The sequence below is a fragment of the Streptomyces sp. NPDC055013 genome (assembly GCF_053608645.1).
Map to the genome: position 1 here is coordinate 246,633 of NZ_JBSGVW010000002.1, position 15,495 is coordinate 262,127.

The window sequence follows — 15,495 nt, forward strand, 5'->3', positions numbered from 1 at the left end:
TCACTGAGGTTGCGCGGCAATTGTGGCAGGTGGCACCGACAACCGGGGATCAGGGCGGCGACCCGGCCGGTCGTGGCGGGTCGCGGGCCCATGGCGGGACGAAATCAGACCCTGCGGCTGCGCGTGCTGCTGGAGGCTCCGCCGAAGAGCCTGGCGAGAGCGCGGAACGGCAGCGTGACGACAGTGGCGATGGCGCCACCGATCTGGCGCAGTACATCTGCGATGGCACGGAACACGTGATCACCCTTACTTGTGGTTGGGGACCCCGAGTACCGCGCCCCGGGCCGACTATGCAGCGTGATCCGTATGGCTGTCGCAGCAGGTCGTCCCGGCGCGGCCGGGACAGGGGATCAGGACTTGCCGAGGAGGTCCTGGGGGAAGGCCCCCGCCGCCACCGCCGCGCGCGTGAACCCCGTGGCGAGTTCCGTGAGGCGTGCGACCCGCTCCGCGCCGAGGTGTTCGTACGGTGCCCGGTCGAGGCGGTCCGTTTCGGACTCGATGCGTTCGCGCAGGGCGACGCCGGCCGGGGTGAGGTCACCCGTGTCGTCCAGGAGGCCGCGCTCGCGCAGGCGGTCGGACGCCGCGTCCCAGTCCTCCCGGGTCCAGCCTCGCGTGCTGCACACCCACTTCGGAGTCATGCCCTTGCCGGTCGCGGTGTGGGTCACCACCGCCTCGAGACCGTCGAGCCCCTCGGACATCAGTACGGCGAGGTGCCCGTCGCCCCGGTGCTCGCGCAGCAGCGTCGTGGCGTGGAAGTAGGCCAGGTGGGTCTCCTCGGGGACCGGCAGGTCCGCGTGCGCCGAGTACAGGGGGCGGGCGCTGCGGGAACAGGCCTCGGTGGCCTGGAGCGCCAGGTGCGCGGCCTCCGCCATCTCCGGGGACGTCACCGCCTCCTCGCCCAGCAGCCGCCGTAGGGCCGTGTCGACCGCGCGCGTGCGTGCCGCCAGTACGTCCTGCGGGGACGCGATTGTCCAGACCGCCGGTACGTGCCGGGCCACCAGGTCGTACTTGTAGTTGTAGAACGTCGCCGTCACCGCGCCCGCGCCGACCGGGCCCAGCGCGGCCGCCCTGACCGCGAAGTTGACGGCCCTGGGGTGCGTGATCCCGAGGGCGCCCAGCTCCTTCCCCGTCTCGGGGGCGAAGTAGGACGTGGAGTGCAGGGAGTTGAGCATGTTGTGGCAGCGGCGGGCGGCACGCGGTTCCAGGGCGGAAGTAGTCATGGTCGGCACGTTACCAACCGCTTGGTACGTGGCTCGGGCGGATGCGGATCGTGGCAGGAAAGGTGGGGTCCTCGTCATTGCGGTCATGCGGTCGCTCTCCAAGAATCGATGACATGGCGCAGCGAACCGTTCTCTTCGTCCTTTTCGACGGCGTACAGAGTCTCGACGTGACCGGCCCGCTGGAGGTCTTCGCGGGGGCCGAGAAGCATCGCGCGGGCACCTACCGCATCCGCACGGCATCCCTGGACGGCGCCCCCGTCCGCACGTCCAGCAACCTGACCGTCGTACCGGACGAATCCCTCACCGAGGTCTGCGAGCCGCACACCCTCCTCGTCCCGGGCGGTGAAGGCACGCGTGGTCCGCAGCCCGGGCTGACCGACTGGCTGCGCGAGAACGGACCCCGCGCCGAGCGCCTGGTGTCCGTCTGCACCGGCGCGATCCTGCTCGCGGCGGCCGGCCTGCTGGACGGCCGCCGCGCCACGACCCACTGGGCGTACTGCGACAAGCTCGCCCGTGACCACCCGGCCGTGGAGGTCGACCCGGACCCGATCTACGTAAGGGACGGGCACGTCGCCACCTCCGCCGGCGTCACCTCCGGCATCGACCTCGCTCTCGCCCTGGTCGAGGAGGACCTGGGCCGGGACGTGGCCCTCGGTATCGCCCGCCACCTGGTGGTCTTCCTGCGCCGGCCCGGAAACCAGGCGCAGTTCAGCGCCCAGCTCGCCGCCCAGACCGCCCAGCGCGAACCCCTCCGGGAGGTCCAGCGCTGGATCACCGAGCACCCCGACGCCGACCTGACCGTCGAGACGCTCGCCGCCCGCGCCAGCCTCTCCGCGCGCCACTTCGCACGCGCCTTCCAGACCGAGACCGGCATGACCCCCGGCCGCTATGTGGACCGGGTCCGTCTCGAACACGCCCGGCGCCTCCTGGAGGACACGGGCGACGGCATCGAGGAGATCTCCCGGGCCAGTGGCTACGGCACGCCCGAAGCCATGCGGCGCGCCTTCATCAAGACGCTCGGGGCCGCCCCGATCGAGTACCGCCGCCGGTTCCGCCCGGTTCCGGCCGGCTGACTTTCCTTCCGAAGGGACGAATCATGCAGATCGCGATGATCCTGTACGACCGCTTCACCGCCCTCGACATCGTGGGACCGTACGAGGCGCTGAGCCGTCTCCCGGACGCGCGGGTCGACTTCGTCGCCGAGTCCGCGGGACCGGTGCGTGCCGACACGGGGTTCCTCGCCCTCACCGCCGACAAGGCCCTGGCCGACGTACCGCACCCCGATGTCGTCGTGGTGCCGGGCGGACCCGGGACGTTCGCCGAGATCGAGAACGAGGCCCTGCTGGAGTGGCTCAGGGCCGCCGACGCCACGAGCACCTGGACGACCTCCGTCTGCTCCGGCTCGCTGCTGCTCGGCGCCGCAGGACTCCTTCAGGGCCGCCGCGCGACCTCCCACTGGCTCACCCTGGACTTCCTGCCGCAGTACGGTGCCGAGCCGACGGGCGAGCGTGTCGTACCCGACGGCAAATACATCACCGCGGCCGGTGTCTCCTCCGGCATCGACATGGCCCTGACCCTGGTCGGGAAGATCGCCGGTGACGAACACGCCCAGGCGGTCCAGCTGCTGACCGAGTACGACCCCCAGCCGCCCTACGACGCCGGCTCCCCGCAGAAGGCGCCCGCGCACCTCGTCGAGGAGTTCCGCACGAACAGCCGCTTCAGCCTGGTGTAGGCACGTTCCAGGTGAAGCGGGGCTGCCGCCGCTCCAGGAACGCGGCGACGCCCTCCGCGGTGTCGCCGCTTCCGCGCGCCTGCTCCGCCCAGTGCTCGTCGCGGTCGGTGCGCCCGTCCGCGAACTCCTTCGCCGCGGCCTGCGTCAGCTGTGAGCGGGAGGCGAGGATCCGGGTGAACTCCACCACGCGCTTGCCGAGTTCACCCTCGGGCAGCACCTCGTCCACCAGGCCCGTGCGCAGGGCCCGCTCCGTCTCGATCAACTCGCCCGAGAACAGAAGGTACTTGGTGGTGGCCGGGCCCACCAGCGACGCCAACCGGCGCGTGGAGGACGCCGGATACACGATCCCGAGCTTCGCCGGTGTCACCCCGAACAGCGACCCCTCCTCGGCGAACCGCAGATCGCACGCCGCCGCCAGCTGCGACCCGCCGCCCACACAGTGCCCCCGGACCGCCGCCAGCGTCGGCTTCGGAAAGGCCGCCAGCGCCTCCTCGGCGGCCACCGCCAGCCCCTGCGCCTCCTGCGGCGAGCCCTGGAGCGTGGAGATGTCGGCGCCCGCGCAGAACGTCCCGCCCTCACCGGTGAGCACCAGCGCCCGAACCCCCGGATCGGCGGCCAGCGTGCCGAGCAGCGGCGGCAGCGCCCGCCACATCGCGGCCGTCATGGCGTTGCGCTTGGCCGGATGGTGGATGACGACGGTGGCGACCGAGTCGGTGACGCTGTGCAGTAGCTGGGGCTCCATGCGGCGGATGCTATCCGCTTGCGCCGAACGGCCGATCAGGAAGGGTCGCGCGGCCGATTCCGGCAGAAGGTGCAAGTGAAGTGATCGGAGAGTATCGGCCGAGGAGGCGCGGATGGCCAGGTCCAGCAAACCCACGGGTGAGGCCGCGAAACTTCAGCGCGGCTTCGGCCTGCTCGCCGCCCTCGGTGTGCTGCTGGTCCTCGGGGGAGTGGTCGGCCTGCTCTACACCGCCTTCGCCACGCTGACCTCGATGCTGCTGTTCGGCTGGCTGCTGCTGATCGGCGGCATCGTCGGCCTGTTGCACTCGGTCCAGGCGCGCGGTACCAACTTCTTCTGGCTCGGTGTGGTCGTCGCCGCGCTGAACATCGCGGCCGGCGTGGTGGTGATCCGCAGACCGGAGGCGGCGGCCGAGGCACTGGCCATGTTCGCCGCCCTGCTGTTCCTCACGGGCGGGCTGTTCCGGCTGGTCGGGAGCCTGGTGGTACGCGGTCCCCAGTTCGGCTGGACCCTGCTGCAGGGCGCGTTCGACCTGTTCCTCGGCATCCTGGTGCTCAGCACCTGGCCCAGCAGCAGGTACGTCATCGGTACCCTCTTCTCCCTCGCCCTGCTCTTCGACGGGCTCGGCCTGATCGCCACGGGCTACGGCGGCCGCCGGATCGTCGGCATGGTCACGGAGAAGGACGCCGCCAAACCCGTACAACCCGAATAGTTCGTGAAGTCGGCACCAAGCGGCGCCGGAGCGGTCCCACAACTGACCGTGTCATACGCCAACGATCAGAAACGCTCGATACCTGCTGACTTCTGTTCAGTTCTACGGCGCGGACCTGTGCGTTATCAACACTCGACGTGTGGTGACAATCGAGCGCGAGGGTGGCGACCGGACGATGGAGAACCACGGGCGCGGGTCCGGCCCACGCCCAGCAGGCGGCGCGGACGAGCACCTCGTCCAGCGGCCGCCGAGTCCGCTGCCGTACGAGGGCGTCTGGCGGTTCACCGCCCCCGCCGTCGACGCCTCGGTCCCGCAGGCGCGGCACGCCGTACGGGACCTGCTGTACCGCCAGGGCGTGCCGGTCCCCGACGATCTGGTCCAGGGGGTGTTGCTGATCGTGTCGGAGCTGGTCACGAACGCCGTCCGGCATGCGGCGTTGCTGTCGCCGACGCTCGCCGTGGAGGTCGCCGTCGGTGCCGAGTGGCTGCGGGTGTCGGTGGAGGACAACCACCCCTACCGCCCGACCGCCCTGGAGGCCGACCACGGCCAGACAGGTGGCCGCGGGCTGCTGCTGGTGCGCGAGGTGACCCGGGAGGCGGGCGGAGTGTGCGACGTCGAGCACACGGCGAGCGGGGGCAAGGTGATCTGGGCCGCCGTGCCGCTCAAGCCCGCGCGCGTGCCCTAGGGGCTGCCGGACCGGCCCCGATCCTCGTCACCAGCCGGCCGACGGACCCGTCAGCTCCTTGACCGCGGGGCGGGCCGCGTCGAGCACGGTCATGAACCAGGACGAGAAGGTGTCCTTCGCGTGGCGCTCAGCCAGCTCGGCCGGCGTCACGAAGGCCGTCTCGCCGACCTCCTCCGGGTCCGGCCGCAGCGGGGACTGCACAAGTCCGACGAAGAGGTGGTTGTACTCCTGCTCCACCAGGCCCGAGTCCGGGTCCGGGTGGTTGTAGCGGACCGTGCCCGCCTCGGCGAGCAGCGATGGGGAGACGCCGAGTTCCTCGTGGGTGCGCCGGGCCGCGGCGGCGAAGGGCGCCTCGCCGGGGTAGGGATGGCCGCAGCAGGTGTTGGACCAGACACCGGGGGAGTGGTACTTGCCGAGTGCGCGCTGCTGGAGCAGCAGCCGGCCGTGCTCGTCGAAGAGGAACACGGAGAAGGCGCGGTGCAGCTGCCCGGGAGGCTGATGGGCGGCGAGCTTCTCCGCGGTGCCGATCGCCACACCGTTCTCGTCGACCAGTTCCAGCAAAATCGCGTCTGCGGCGCCGTTCGACGGACTGTGCGTCGCGGTGGCAGGTGTGATCGGCATACCCATCCTTCACTTCGGTCTTGCGCCCCAAGTGTGCCGTACGAATCCGGCACTCCCGGCAGTTGATCGTGCCCGGCGCGGCGGGCACGGAACCGCCGCCGGGGGCGCTGTGAGCATGAGGACGCGGCCTACCACCGGATCGCTGCATTCCGTCCGTACTGACGTCTTATCGGACCGTACGGTTGTTTCAGTGACAGAGTCGGGCCTCGTGCTCCGCGTGCCCGACCGGCTCCAGCTGGAAGGTGCAGTGCTCCACGTCGAAGTGGTCGCCGAGGCAGCCCTGGAGCTCGTGCAGCATCTTCTCGTGGCCGATCGCGTTCAGTGCGTCGGAGCGGACCACCACATGCGCCGACAGCACCGGCATGCCGGACGTGATCGTCCAGGCGTGCAGGTCGTGGATGTCCTCGACACCGTCCAGGGCGAGTATGTGGGCCCGCACCTCGGCCATGTCGACGTCCTTGGGCGCCGACTCCAGCAGGACGTCGAGGGTCTCGCGCAGCAGCTTCACGGTGCGCGGCACGATCATCAGGCCGATGACGAGCGAGGCGATCGGGTCGGCGGCCTGCCAGCCGGTGGTCAGGATCACCGCCGCGGAGAGCAGCACCGCGAGCGAGCCCAGCGCGTCCGCGGCCACCTCCAGGAACGCGCCGCGCACGTTCAGGCTCTCCTTCTGGCCCTGCATCAGCAGGGTGAGCGAGATCATGTTCGCGACCAGGCCGATCGCGCCGAACACGATCATCAGGCCGCCGTCGGTCTCGGCCGGCGTGAGGAACCGCTCGATCGCCTCGTACAGGACATAGCCGCCGACGCCCAGCAGGAGCAGACAGTTGGCGAGGGCTGCGAGGATCTCCGCGCGGGCGAGGCCGAAGGTGCGCTTCTCGCTCGGCGGGCGGTTCGCGAAGTGGATGGCGAGCAGGGCCATGGCCAGGCCCACCGCGTCCGTCGCCATGTGGGCCGCGTCCGCGATCAGGGCGAGCGAGTCCGCGGCCACACCGCCGACGATCTGGACCACCATGACGCCGAGGGTGATCGACAGCGCGACGCGCAGTCTGCCGCGGTACGCGGCCGCCGCTGTGCCGGTCGTCGGCGCGTGCGCATGCCCGTGCCCGTGATCGTGCCCAGCCCCCATGAGAAAGCCGCCCTTCTGCGGTCCGTCGACGATCGGAATGTCCGATCGGAATTCCGTCCGGGATCACAGTGAACTACGGGTGGGGGGTATCCGGCAACGCGGCACTGAACACCGTTGTCATGTGCCCTGACCTGCGGAAACGATCCGCAGGTCAGGGAGCTTCACATGATCAGTCGGCTGCTCGGTCGCCGTGGTGCAGCAGCCACCCCTGCCACGCGGACTCGACCATCTCGGGTACCCCGCGCCGAGCCGTCCAGCCGAGCTCCTCGGCGGCCAGCGTGGCCGACGCGACGGCGCGCGGGGCGTCTCCGGGGCGCCGGGCCTCGACGAGGGCGGGGCGTGCGTCGCCGGTGACTTCGCCGATGACGGTGATCAGTTCGCGGACGGAGACTCCCTCGCCGCGACCGATGTTGACCGTCAGATCGCCGTCCGTGTCCGTTTCGGTGAGACGCCGGGCCGCCGCCAGGTGGGCCTCGGCGAGGTCGGCGACATGGATGTAGTCGCGCACGCAGGTGCCGTCCGGCGTCGGATAGTCGTCGCCGAAGATCCGCGGGGCCTCGTCACGGGTGAGCCGGTCGAAGACCATGGGGACGATGTTGAAGACGCCCGTGTCGGCCAGTTCGGGCGACGCGGCCCCGGCGACGTTGAAGTAGCGCAGGCACACGGTCGAGATGCCGTGCGCCCGGCCCGCCGCCCGCACCAGCCATTCCCCGGTGAGCTTGGTCTCGCCGTACGGGTTCACCGGCGCGCACGCGGTGTCCTCCGTGATGAGGTCCACATCCGGGTTGCCGTAGACCGCCGCGGACGATGAGAACAGGAACCGCTTGATCCCCGCCTCGGCGACCGCCTCCAGGAGCGTGGCGAGGCCGCCCACGTTCTCCCTGTAGTAGCGGGTCGGCTGCGCCACGGACTCGCCGACCTGCTTACGTGCGGCGAGATGCACCACACCCGTCACCGCGTGCTCCGCGAACACCCTCTTCAGCAGGTCACCGTCCAGCGACGAGCCCTCGACGAGCGGGATGTCGGCTGGGAGCCGTGCGGGATACCCGGCCGAGAGGTCGTCCAGTACGAGGACCCGCTCCCCGGCGTCGGTCATGGCCCGCGCCACATGTGCTCCGATGTAGCCGGCTCCGCCTGTGATCAGCCATGTCATGGTCGCCCACCCTATGACGGGTCCCCGGCGGGGAATGCAATGTCCCCGATGCCCCGGTATGCGAGCGTGAGTTTGTGGGCGGACCCCGCGATCCGTGATGATGATCGCGGCAAAGCTCAGGGCAAACCACGTTGATCGCTCCGCCAAACGGCCGGTGAACGCTGGCTTCCAATCATCCGATAGCCTCTGCCGACACGCCGCCCGGCCGACACCGGCGGGGGCGCCGCCACCATGTACATGACCGGCGCGAATGCCGGTATCCAGGGAGTGAGTTCGGTTGTCGACCGCCATCCTCACCGGTCAGCCGGTGCCCGGATCGTCGATCGAGGGCGATCTGCGGTCCCTCGGCTATGACGTGCGGGTCGCCGCCGACACCGCCGACGCCGAGACCCTGCTCGCCCAGGTGCCCGGCGACCAGCGGGTCGCCGTGGTCGACGCCGGCTTCGTCGGCCACCTGCACGCGCTGCGCCTCGGCCTGACCGACCCCCGCTTCCCGCTCGCCGCGATCCCGGGCGCCGTCACGGCCCAGCCGGCCGGACGCCAGGCGCTGACCCGGGTGATGGCTCGCGAGAACTCCGCGGGCGGCGGTACGGCCGTCGCCGTCGACAGCCTCGCCGACCGCATCGTCACCGCTCTCGACCACGACGGCACCGACGTGCACCGCCCCGAGCTCGGCAGCCTGGTCGCCGCCGTACCGGCCGACCCGCAGGCCCGCAACGAGGCACGGCAGGCCGTCGCCGCCGTCGACGACGAGGCCGTACGTCTGAAGTCGGCCGTGAAGTCCCGCGACGGCTTCTTCACGACCTTCTGCATCAGCCCGTACTCCCGCTACATCGCCCGCTGGTGCGCCCGCCGGGGTCTGACCCCCAACCAGGTCACCACCGCCTCCCTCATCACCGCGCTCATCGCGGCGGGCTGCGCGGCCACCGGCACCCGGGGCGGGTTCATCGCGGCCGGCGTCCTGCTGATCGCGTCGTTCGTCCTGGACTGCACCGACGGCCAGCTCGCCCGCTACTCCCTGCAGTACTCCACGCTCGGCGCCTGGCTCGACGCCACCTTCGACCGGGCCAAGGAATACGCCTACTACGCCGGCCTCGCGCTGGGAGCCGCCCGCGGCGGGGACGACGTATGGGCCCTCGCCCTCGGCGCGATGGTCCTCCAGACCTGCCGACACGTCGTCGACTTCTCCTTCAACGAGGCCAACCACGACGCCACCGCCAACACCAGCCCCACCGCCGCCCTCTCCGACAAGCTCGACAGCGTCGGCTGGACGGTGTGGGTGCGCCGGATGATCGTCCTGCCGATCGGCGAGCGCTGGGCGATGATCGCGGTGCTCACGGCCGTCACGACGCCCCGGATCACCTTCTACGTCCTGCTCGTGGGCTGTGCCTTCGCGGCGACGTACACCACGGCGGGTCGGGTGCTGCGGTCGCTGACGCGGAAGGCGCACCGCACCGACCGGGCCGCGCAGGCGCTGGCCGACCTCGCGGACTCGGGGCCGCTCGCGCAGGGCCTGGCCGGGGTCCTCAAGAACGCCGCGGGCCGACTGCCCGGCATCGCCGCCCCCGCCGTGGCCCTCCTCGGCGGTCTCGTCCTTCTCGGGCTGGCCGCACAGCCCGGCTTCGGCGGTCCGTGGGCGGTCATCGGTGCCGTCGTCTACGCCGGCACCTCCGCCCTGGCTGTCGCCCGCCCCCTCAAGGGCGCGCTCGACTGGCTGGTCCCGCCGTTCTTCCGGGCCGCCGAATACAGCCTCGTGCTGCTGCTCGCAGCCAAAGCCGAGGTGAACGGAGCCCTTCCTGCGGCTTTCGGCCTGGTGGCCGCCGTCGCCTACCATCACTACGACACGGTGTACCGCATCCGCGGCAACGCCGGAGCGCCCCCGGCCTGGCTGGTGCGCGCCATCGGGGGGCACGAAGGACGGACGCTGCTCGTCACCGTCCTCGCCGCGGTGCTCTCCGCCTCGCAGTTCAGTGTCGCGCTCACGGTGCTCGCCGTGGCCGTGGCCCTCGTGGTGCTCGTCGAGAGCATCCGCTTCTGGGTGTCCTCCGGGGCACCCGCCGTACACGATGAAGGAGAACCCGCATGATCGGCCTCGTGCTGGCGGCCGGCGCCGGACGGCGTCTGCGCCCCTACACCGACAGCCTTCCCAAGGCTCTGGTGCCGGTGGGGCCCGCGGGCATAGAGGGCGAACCCACGGTTCTCGACCTGACACTCGGCAACTTCGCCGAGATCGGTCTGACCGAGGTCGCGATCATCGTCGGCTACCGCAAGGAAGCCGTGTACGCGCGCAAGGAAGCCCTTGAGCAGAAGTACGGCCTCAAGCTCACCCTCATCGACAACGACAAGGCCGAGGAGTGGAACAACGCCTACTCCCTGTGGTGCGGCCGTGACGCCCTCAAGGACGGCGTGATCCTCGCCAACGGCGACACCGTGCACCCGGTCTCCGTCGAGAAGACGCTGCTCGCCGCCCGCGGCGACGGCAAGAAGATCATCCTCGCCCTGGACACGGTGAAGAGCCTGGCCGACGAGGAGATGAAGGTCGTCGTCGACCCCGAGAAGGGCATGACGAAGATCACCAAGCTGATGGACCCCGCCGAGGCGACCGGTGAGTACATCGGCGTGACCCTCATCGAGGGCGACGCCGCCCCCGAGCTGGCCGACGCCCTCAAGGCGGTGTGGGAGACCGACCCGCAGCAGTTCTACGAGCACGGCTACCAGGAGCTCGTGAACCGCGGCTTCCGCATCGATGTGGCGCCGATCGGCGACGTCAAGTGGGTGGAGATCGACAACCACGACGATCTCGCCCGCGGACGGGAGATCGCGTGCCAGTACTGACCCGGCTGATTCCCTCGCCGGTGGTCGTGGACATCCGCCCGGGTGCCCTCGACGACCTGGCCTGTGTGCTCGCCGACGAGCGCATCTCGCACTCCGGCAAGCTGGCCGTCGCGGTCAGCGGCGGTTCCGGTGCCCGGCTGAAGGAGCGGCTCGCTCCCGCGCTGCCCGGCGCCACCTGGTACGAGGTCGGCGGCGGCACCCTCGACGACGCGGTCCAGCTGGCCGGTGCCATAAGGGCCGGCCACTTCGACGCGGTCGTCGGGCTCGGCGGCGGCAAGATCATCGACTGTGCCAAGTTCGCCGCGGCGCGCGTCGGTCTGCCGCTGGTCGCCGTACCGACGAACCTGGCGCACGACGGGCTGTGCTCGCCGGTCGCCACCCTCGACAACGACGCCGGGCGCGGCTCCTACGGTGTGCCGAACCCGATCGCGGTCGTCATCGACCTGGACGTCATCCGCGACGCCCCGGTGCGCTTCGTGCGGGCCGGCATCGGCGACGCCGTCTCCAACATCTCCGCGATCGCGGACTGGGAGCTGGCGAACCGCGTCAAGGGCGAGAAGATCGACGGCCTCGCGGCGGCGATCGCCCGGCAGGCCGGCGAGGCGGTGCTGCGCCACCCCGGCGGCATCGGGGACACCGACTTCCTCCAGGTGCTGGCCGAGGCGCTGGTGCTCAGCGGTATCGCCATGTCGGTGTCGGGTGACTCCCGGCCGTCGTCCGGCGCGTGCCACGAGATCAACCATGCCTTCGACCTGCTGTTCCCGAAGCGTGCCGCCGCCCACGGCGAGCAGTGCGGACTGGGCGCGGCCTTCGCGATGTACCTGCGCGGAGCTCACGAGGAGTCGGCCTACATGGCCGAGGTGCTGCGTCGGCACGGGCTGCCGGTACTGCCGGAGGAGATCGGCTTCACGGACGACGAATTCGTCCGCGCCGTGGAGTTCGCCCCGCAGACCAGGCCCGGCCGCTACACGATCCTCGAACACCTCGACCTGACAACCGACCAGATCAAGGACATCTACGCCGACTATGTCAAGGCCATCGGTAGCTGAACTCCGCCCCGTCGTTCACCCCGCGGGGGTGAAGGACAGGCGCAGCGGTGAGCACTGGATGGGACGCCTCTACATGCGCGAGGTGTCCCTGCGGGTCGACCGCTACCTGGTGAACACCAGGGTCACGCCCAACCAGCTCACGTACCTGATGACCGTATGCGGCGTACTCGCGGCCCCGGCACTTCTCGTGCCGGGGATCCCGGGGGCCGTGCTCGGCGTGGTCATGGTCCAGCTCTACCTGCTGCTGGACTGTGTCGACGGCGAGATCGCGCGCTGGAAGAAGCAGTACTCGCTGGGCGGGGTCTACCTCGACCGCGTCGGCGCCTACCTCACCGATGCCGCGGTGCTCGTCGGCTTCGGCCTGCGCGCGGCCGACCTGTGGGGCAGCGGCCGTATCGACTGGCTGTGGGCCTTCCTCGGCACCCTGGCCGCCCTCGGCGCCATCCTGATCAAGGCCGAGACCGACCTCGTCGGGGTCGCCCGGCACCAGGCCGGGAAGCCTCCGGTCCAGGAGGCCGCGTCCGAGATGCGCTCCTCCGGCATGGCGCTGGCCCGCAAGGCCGCCGGTGCCCTCAAGTTCCACCGCCTCGTCCTCGGCATCGAGGCGTCCCTGCTGATCCTGGTCCTGGCGATCGCCGACCAGATCCGCGGCGACCTGTTCTTCTCCCGGCTCGGCGTCGCGGTGCTGGCCGGCATCGCGCTGCTGCAGACCGTGCTGCACCTGGTGTCCATCCTCGCGTCGAGCAGGCTGAAGTGAGCGCGCCGATGAAGGTCGGCGCGGTGATCATCACGATGGGCAACCGCCCCGACGAACTGCGCGCCCTCCTCGACTCCGTCGCCAAGCAGGACGGCGACCGGGTCGAGGTCGTCGTGGTCGGCAACGGCTCCCCGGTCCCGGACGTCCCCGAAGGCGTCCGGACGGTCGAGCTGCCGGAGAACCTCGGCATCCCCGGCGGCCGCAACGTCGGCATCGAGGCCTTCGGCCCCAGCGGTCACGATGTCGACATACTGCTCTTCCTCGACGACGACGGTCTCCTCGCCCACCACGACACCGCCGAGCTGTGCCGCGCAGCCTTCGCCGCCGACCCGCAGCTCGGCATCATCAGCTTCCGCATCGCCGACCCGGACAACGGCGTCACCCAGCGCCGGCACGTCCCCCGGCTGCGCGCCTCCGACCCGATGCGCTCCTCCCGGGTCACCACCTTCCTCGGCGGCGCCAACGCCGTCCGTACCCAGGTCTTCGCCGAAGTCGGCGGGCTGCCGGACGAATTTTTCTACGCGCACGAGGAAACTGACCTGGCATGGCGGGCCCTCGACGCGGGCTGGATGATCGACTACCGGTCCGACATGGTGCTGTACCACCCCACGACCGCGCCCTCGCGGCACGCGGTCTACCACCGCATGGTCGCCCGCAACCGCGTCTGGCTCGCCCGCCGCAACCTTCCCGCCCCCCTCGTCCCGGTCTATCTGGGCGTCTGGATGCTGCTCACCCTCGCCCGCCGTCCCTCCCGCTCCGCCCTGCGGGCATGGTTCGGCGGATTCCGGGAAGGCTGGACCACTTCATGCGGTCCCCGCAGGCCCATGAAGTGGCGTACGGTGTGGCGGCTGACCCGACTGGGCCGACCTCCCGTCATCTGACAAGCTCGACCCTGAGAGCAGCCACCGGACCGTACCCCGGCCCCAGGTTCATGCCATGCCCGCACAGGCTGCGCATCTCGAAGACGAAAGTTTCAACTGGTGAGTGAGACAACGCACGACGGCTCAGTCGCGGTGAGCGCGCCTCCGTCGCCCGACGAGGGACTCACGGCGGCCGAGCTGGCCGCCAAGTACGGGCTGTCCGTGAGCGGCGCCCGCCCCTCGCTGTTCGAGTACGTCCGTCAGCTCTGGGACCGGCGGCACTTCATCCTCGCCTTCTCGCGGGCGAAGCTGACCGCCCAGTACAGCCAGGCGAAGCTCGGCCAGCTCTGGCAGGTGGCCACCCCGCTGCTGAACGCGGCCGTGTACTTCTTCATCTTCGGCCTGATCCTCCAGGCCGACCGCGGCATGTCCCGCGAGGTGTACATCCCGTTCCTGGTCACCGGCGTCTTCGTCTTCACCTTCACACAGAGCTCGGTGATGGCGGGCGTACGCGCGATCTCCGGCAACCTCGGCCTGGTCCGCGCCCTGCACTTCCCGCGCGCCTCACTGCCGATCTCCTTCGCGCTCCAGCAGCTCCAGCAGCTGCTGTTCTCGATGATCGTGCTGTTCGCCGTGGCCCTGGCCTTCGGCAGCTACCCGGCGATGTCCTGGCTGCTGATCGTTCCGGTGCTCGTCCTGCAGTTCCTCTTCAACACCGGCCTGGCGATGATCATGGCCCGGGCGGGTTCCAAGACGCCGGACCTGGCGCAGCTCATGCCGTTCGTGATGCGTACCTGGATGTACGCGTCCGGTGTGATGTTCTCCATCCCGATCATGCTCGAGGGCAAGCCGGAGTGGATCGCGACCGTCCTGCAGTGGAACCCGGCCGCCGTCTACATGGACCTGATGCGCTTCGCCCTCATCGACGGCTACGGCTCCTCGAACCTGCCCGACCACGTCTGGGCGGTCGCGCTCGGCTGGTCCCTGCTGGTGGCCGTCGGCGGCTTCGTGTACTTCTGGAAGGCGGAGGAGAGGTACGGCCGTGGCTGAGCAGAGGACGGATTCCCACATCCCCACCGTCATCGCGGACGAGCTGCACATCGTCTATCGCGTCAACGGCGCCAAGACGGGCAAGGGCAGCGCCACCGCCGCGCTGAGCCGCATTCTCAAGCGTGGCGAGGAGCGGGGCGTGCGCAAGGTGCACGCGGTCCGTGGCGTCTCCTTCGTCGCCTACCGCGGTGAGGCCATCGGCCTGATCGGCTCCAACGGCTCCGGCAAGTCCACCCTGCTGCGCGCCATCGCCGGCCTGCTCCCGCCGGAGAAGGGCAAGGTCTACACCGACGGCCAGCCCTCGCTGCTGGGCGTGAACGCGGCGCTGATGAACGACCTCACCGGCGAGCGCAACGTCATATTGGGCGGGCTCGCCATGGGCATGTCCCGCGAGCAGATCAAGGAGCGCTACCAGGAGATCGTCGACTTCTCGGGCATCAACGAGAAGGGCGACTTCATCACCCTGCCGATGCGCACCTACTCCTCCGGCATGGCGGCCCGGCTGCGGTTCTCCATCGCCGCGGCCAAGGACCACGACGTCCTCATGATCGACGAGGCGCTGGCCACCGGCGACCGCAAGTTCCAGAAGCGCTCCGAGGAACGTATCCGCGAGCTGCGCAAGGAAGCCGGCACCGTGTTCCTCGTCAGTCACAACAACAAGTCGATCCGCGACACCTGCAACCGCGTCCTGTGGCTGGAACGTGGCGAGCTGCGCATGGACGGACCGACGGACGAGGTCCTCAAGGAGTACGAGAAGTTCACGGGCAAGTAGTCCACCCCGACATGGGCCGAGCGGCCCAGCAGGCTTGACCGGGCCCCGCCGGAACTGCCCCGGCGGGGCCCCGCGTCTGCAAAGGAAACGTCAACTTCGCCTGGCCCTGGGAAGCTTGACGCCAATCGGTGTGTTGTTGTGATGTGCAGGACACCCCCACGGGCCCCGCATCGTTGTACAA

General features: G+C 70.2%; 17 protein-coding genes. 11 read left to right on the plus strand and 6 right to left on the minus strand.

The features are described 5' to 3' along the window. Positions 1 to 104: 104 nt before the first annotated feature. On the minus strand, positions 105 to 236 hold the full coding sequence (locus tag ACWGDB_RS03745) for an LPFR motif small protein (RefSeq protein WP_010042827.1): 132 nt from the start codon (positions 234 to 236) through the stop codon (positions 105 to 107). Between the two features lie 114 nt (positions 237 to 350). Continuing rightward, positions 351 to 1,220, minus strand: a complete 870-nt coding sequence (locus ACWGDB_RS03750; RefSeq protein WP_453820928.1) for an SCO6745 family protein — start codon at positions 1,218 to 1,220, stop codon at positions 351 to 353. A 113-nt stretch (positions 1,221 to 1,333) separates the two neighbouring features. Here ACWGDB_RS03750 and ACWGDB_RS03755 point away from each other — a divergent pair, with 113 nt between their 5' ends. Both ACWGDB_RS03755 and ACWGDB_RS03760 read left to right on the plus strand, forming a co-directional pair. Then, the gene (locus ACWGDB_RS03755; protein WP_453820929.1) at positions 1,334 to 2,293 is read left to right on the plus strand and encodes a GlxA family transcriptional regulator; all 960 of its coding nucleotides are present in this window, start codon (positions 1,334 to 1,336) and stop codon (positions 2,291 to 2,293) included. 23 nt (positions 2,294 to 2,316) lie between these two features. After that, positions 2,317 to 2,952, plus strand: a complete 636-nt coding sequence (locus ACWGDB_RS03760) for a DJ-1/PfpI family protein (protein WP_453820930.1) — start codon at positions 2,317 to 2,319, stop codon at positions 2,950 to 2,952. Here ACWGDB_RS03760 and ACWGDB_RS03765 read toward each other — a convergent pair. After that, positions 2,939 to 3,694: an enoyl-CoA hydratase/isomerase family protein gene (locus ACWGDB_RS03765; protein WP_453820931.1), complete on the minus strand. Its 756-nt coding sequence runs from the start codon at positions 3,692 to 3,694 to the stop codon at positions 2,939 to 2,941. The two genes, ACWGDB_RS03760 and ACWGDB_RS03765, sit on opposite strands and share 14 nt — an antisense overlap. A gap of 112 nt (positions 3,695 to 3,806) precedes the next feature. Between ACWGDB_RS03765 and ACWGDB_RS03770 the strand changes: the two genes are divergently transcribed. After that, entirely contained in the window at positions 3,807 to 4,403 is a 597-nt protein-coding gene (locus ACWGDB_RS03770) for an HdeD family acid-resistance protein (RefSeq protein WP_453820932.1), read from the plus strand. Between the two features lie 175 nt (positions 4,404 to 4,578). Next, the gene (locus ACWGDB_RS03775) at positions 4,579 to 5,088 is read left to right on the plus strand and encodes an ATP-binding protein (RefSeq protein ID WP_453821075.1); all 510 of its coding nucleotides are present in this window, start codon (positions 4,579 to 4,581) and stop codon (positions 5,086 to 5,088) included. A gap of 27 nt (positions 5,089 to 5,115) precedes the next feature. On the opposite strand, the gene idi is transcribed toward ACWGDB_RS03775, so the two are convergent. The 3 genes from idi to galE form a co-directional block, all read right to left on the minus strand. Then, the gene (gene idi, locus ACWGDB_RS03780) at positions 5,116 to 5,709 is read right to left on the minus strand and encodes an isopentenyl-diphosphate Delta-isomerase (protein ID WP_453820933.1); all 594 of its coding nucleotides are present in this window, start codon (positions 5,707 to 5,709) and stop codon (positions 5,116 to 5,118) included. A gap of 187 nt (positions 5,710 to 5,896) precedes the next feature. After that, positions 5,897 to 6,838, minus strand: coding sequence for a cation diffusion facilitator family transporter (locus tag ACWGDB_RS03785; RefSeq protein WP_453820934.1), 942 nt, complete (start codon positions 6,836 to 6,838; stop codon positions 5,897 to 5,899). A 169-nt stretch (positions 6,839 to 7,007) separates the two neighbouring features. Further along, a complete protein-coding gene (galE, locus tag ACWGDB_RS03790) occupies positions 7,008 to 7,991 on the minus strand; it encodes a UDP-glucose 4-epimerase GalE (RefSeq protein WP_453820935.1) in 984 nt (327 codons plus the stop codon). A gap of 277 nt (positions 7,992 to 8,268) precedes the next feature. Here galE and ACWGDB_RS03795 point away from each other — a divergent pair, with 277 nt between their 5' ends. The 7 genes from ACWGDB_RS03795 to ACWGDB_RS03825 all read left to right on the plus strand — a co-directional run bounded on the left by ACWGDB_RS03795 (position 8,269) and on the right by ACWGDB_RS03825 (position 15,314). After that, positions 8,269 to 10,077, plus strand: coding sequence for a DUF5941 domain-containing protein (locus ACWGDB_RS03795; protein ID WP_453820936.1), 1,809 nt, complete (start codon positions 8,269 to 8,271; stop codon positions 10,075 to 10,077). Next, positions 10,074 to 10,826 carry a phosphocholine cytidylyltransferase family protein gene (locus tag ACWGDB_RS03800; protein ID WP_369274749.1) on the plus strand — a complete coding sequence of 251 codons (753 nt, stop codon included), beginning with the start codon at positions 10,074 to 10,076 and terminating at the stop codon, positions 10,824 to 10,826. Before ACWGDB_RS03795 ends, ACWGDB_RS03800 begins: the two co-directional genes overlap by 4 nt. Then, the gene (locus ACWGDB_RS03805; RefSeq protein WP_453820937.1) at positions 10,814 to 11,875 is read left to right on the plus strand and encodes an iron-containing alcohol dehydrogenase family protein; all 1,062 of its coding nucleotides are present in this window, start codon (positions 10,814 to 10,816) and stop codon (positions 11,873 to 11,875) included. The genes ACWGDB_RS03800 and ACWGDB_RS03805 overlap by 13 nt, the downstream gene beginning before the upstream one ends. Further along, entirely contained in the window at positions 11,853 to 12,632 is a 780-nt protein-coding gene (locus tag ACWGDB_RS03810) for a CDP-alcohol phosphatidyltransferase family protein (RefSeq protein WP_383600441.1), read from the plus strand. The genes ACWGDB_RS03805 and ACWGDB_RS03810 overlap by 23 nt, the downstream gene beginning before the upstream one ends. Positions 12,633 to 12,640: 8 nt before the next feature. Continuing rightward, positions 12,641 to 13,513, plus strand: coding sequence for a glycosyltransferase family 2 protein (locus ACWGDB_RS03815; RefSeq protein WP_453821076.1), 873 nt, complete (start codon positions 12,641 to 12,643; stop codon positions 13,511 to 13,513). Between the two features lie 99 nt (positions 13,514 to 13,612). Beyond that, positions 13,613 to 14,542: an ABC transporter permease gene (locus tag ACWGDB_RS03820; RefSeq protein WP_383600438.1), complete on the plus strand. Its 930-nt coding sequence runs from the start codon at positions 13,613 to 13,615 to the stop codon at positions 14,540 to 14,542. Beyond that, positions 14,535 to 15,314 carry an ABC transporter ATP-binding protein gene (locus ACWGDB_RS03825; RefSeq protein ID WP_389439581.1) on the plus strand — a complete coding sequence of 260 codons (780 nt, stop codon included), beginning with the start codon at positions 14,535 to 14,537 and terminating at the stop codon, positions 15,312 to 15,314. Before ACWGDB_RS03820 ends, ACWGDB_RS03825 begins: the two co-directional genes overlap by 8 nt. The last annotated feature ends 181 nt before the right edge of the window (positions 15,315 to 15,495 follow it).

Bases quoted from the DNA above. Each gene is read 5' to 3' on its own strand.
- ACWGDB_RS03755 (WP_453820929.1), top strand. From the start codon at position 1,334: ATGGCGCAGCGAACCGTTCTCTTCGTCCTTTTCGACGGCGTACAGAGT.
- ACWGDB_RS03785 (WP_453820934.1), bottom strand. From the start codon at position 6,838: ATGGGGGCTGGGCACGATCACGGGCACGGGCATGCGCACGCGCCGACG.
- ACWGDB_RS03815 (WP_453821076.1), top strand. From the start codon at position 12,641: ATGAAGGTCGGCGCGGTGATCATCACGATGGGCAACCGCCCCGACGAA.
- ACWGDB_RS03800 (WP_369274749.1), top strand. From the start codon at position 10,074: ATGATCGGCCTCGTGCTGGCGGCCGGCGCCGGACGGCGTCTGCGCCCC.
- ACWGDB_RS03810 (WP_383600441.1), top strand. From the start codon at position 11,853: ATGTCAAGGCCATCGGTAGCTGAACTCCGCCCCGTCGTTCACCCCGCG.
- idi (WP_453820933.1), bottom strand. From the start codon at position 5,709: ATGCCGATCACACCTGCCACCGCGACGCACAGTCCGTCGAACGGCGCC.
- ACWGDB_RS03770 (WP_453820932.1), top strand. From the start codon at position 3,807: ATGGCCAGGTCCAGCAAACCCACGGGTGAGGCCGCGAAACTTCAGCGC.
- ACWGDB_RS03760 (WP_453820930.1), top strand. From the start codon at position 2,317: ATGCAGATCGCGATGATCCTGTACGACCGCTTCACCGCCCTCGACATC.
- ACWGDB_RS03775 (WP_453821075.1), top strand. From the start codon at position 4,579: ATGGAGAACCACGGGCGCGGGTCCGGCCCACGCCCAGCAGGCGGCGCG.
- galE (WP_453820935.1), bottom strand. From the start codon at position 7,991: ATGACATGGCTGATCACAGGCGGAGCCGGCTACATCGGAGCACATGTG.
- ACWGDB_RS03750 (WP_453820928.1), bottom strand. From the start codon at position 1,220: ATGACTACTTCCGCCCTGGAACCGCGTGCCGCCCGCCGCTGCCACAAC.
- ACWGDB_RS03765 (WP_453820931.1), bottom strand. From the start codon at position 3,694: ATGGAGCCCCAGCTACTGCACAGCGTCACCGACTCGGTCGCCACCGTC.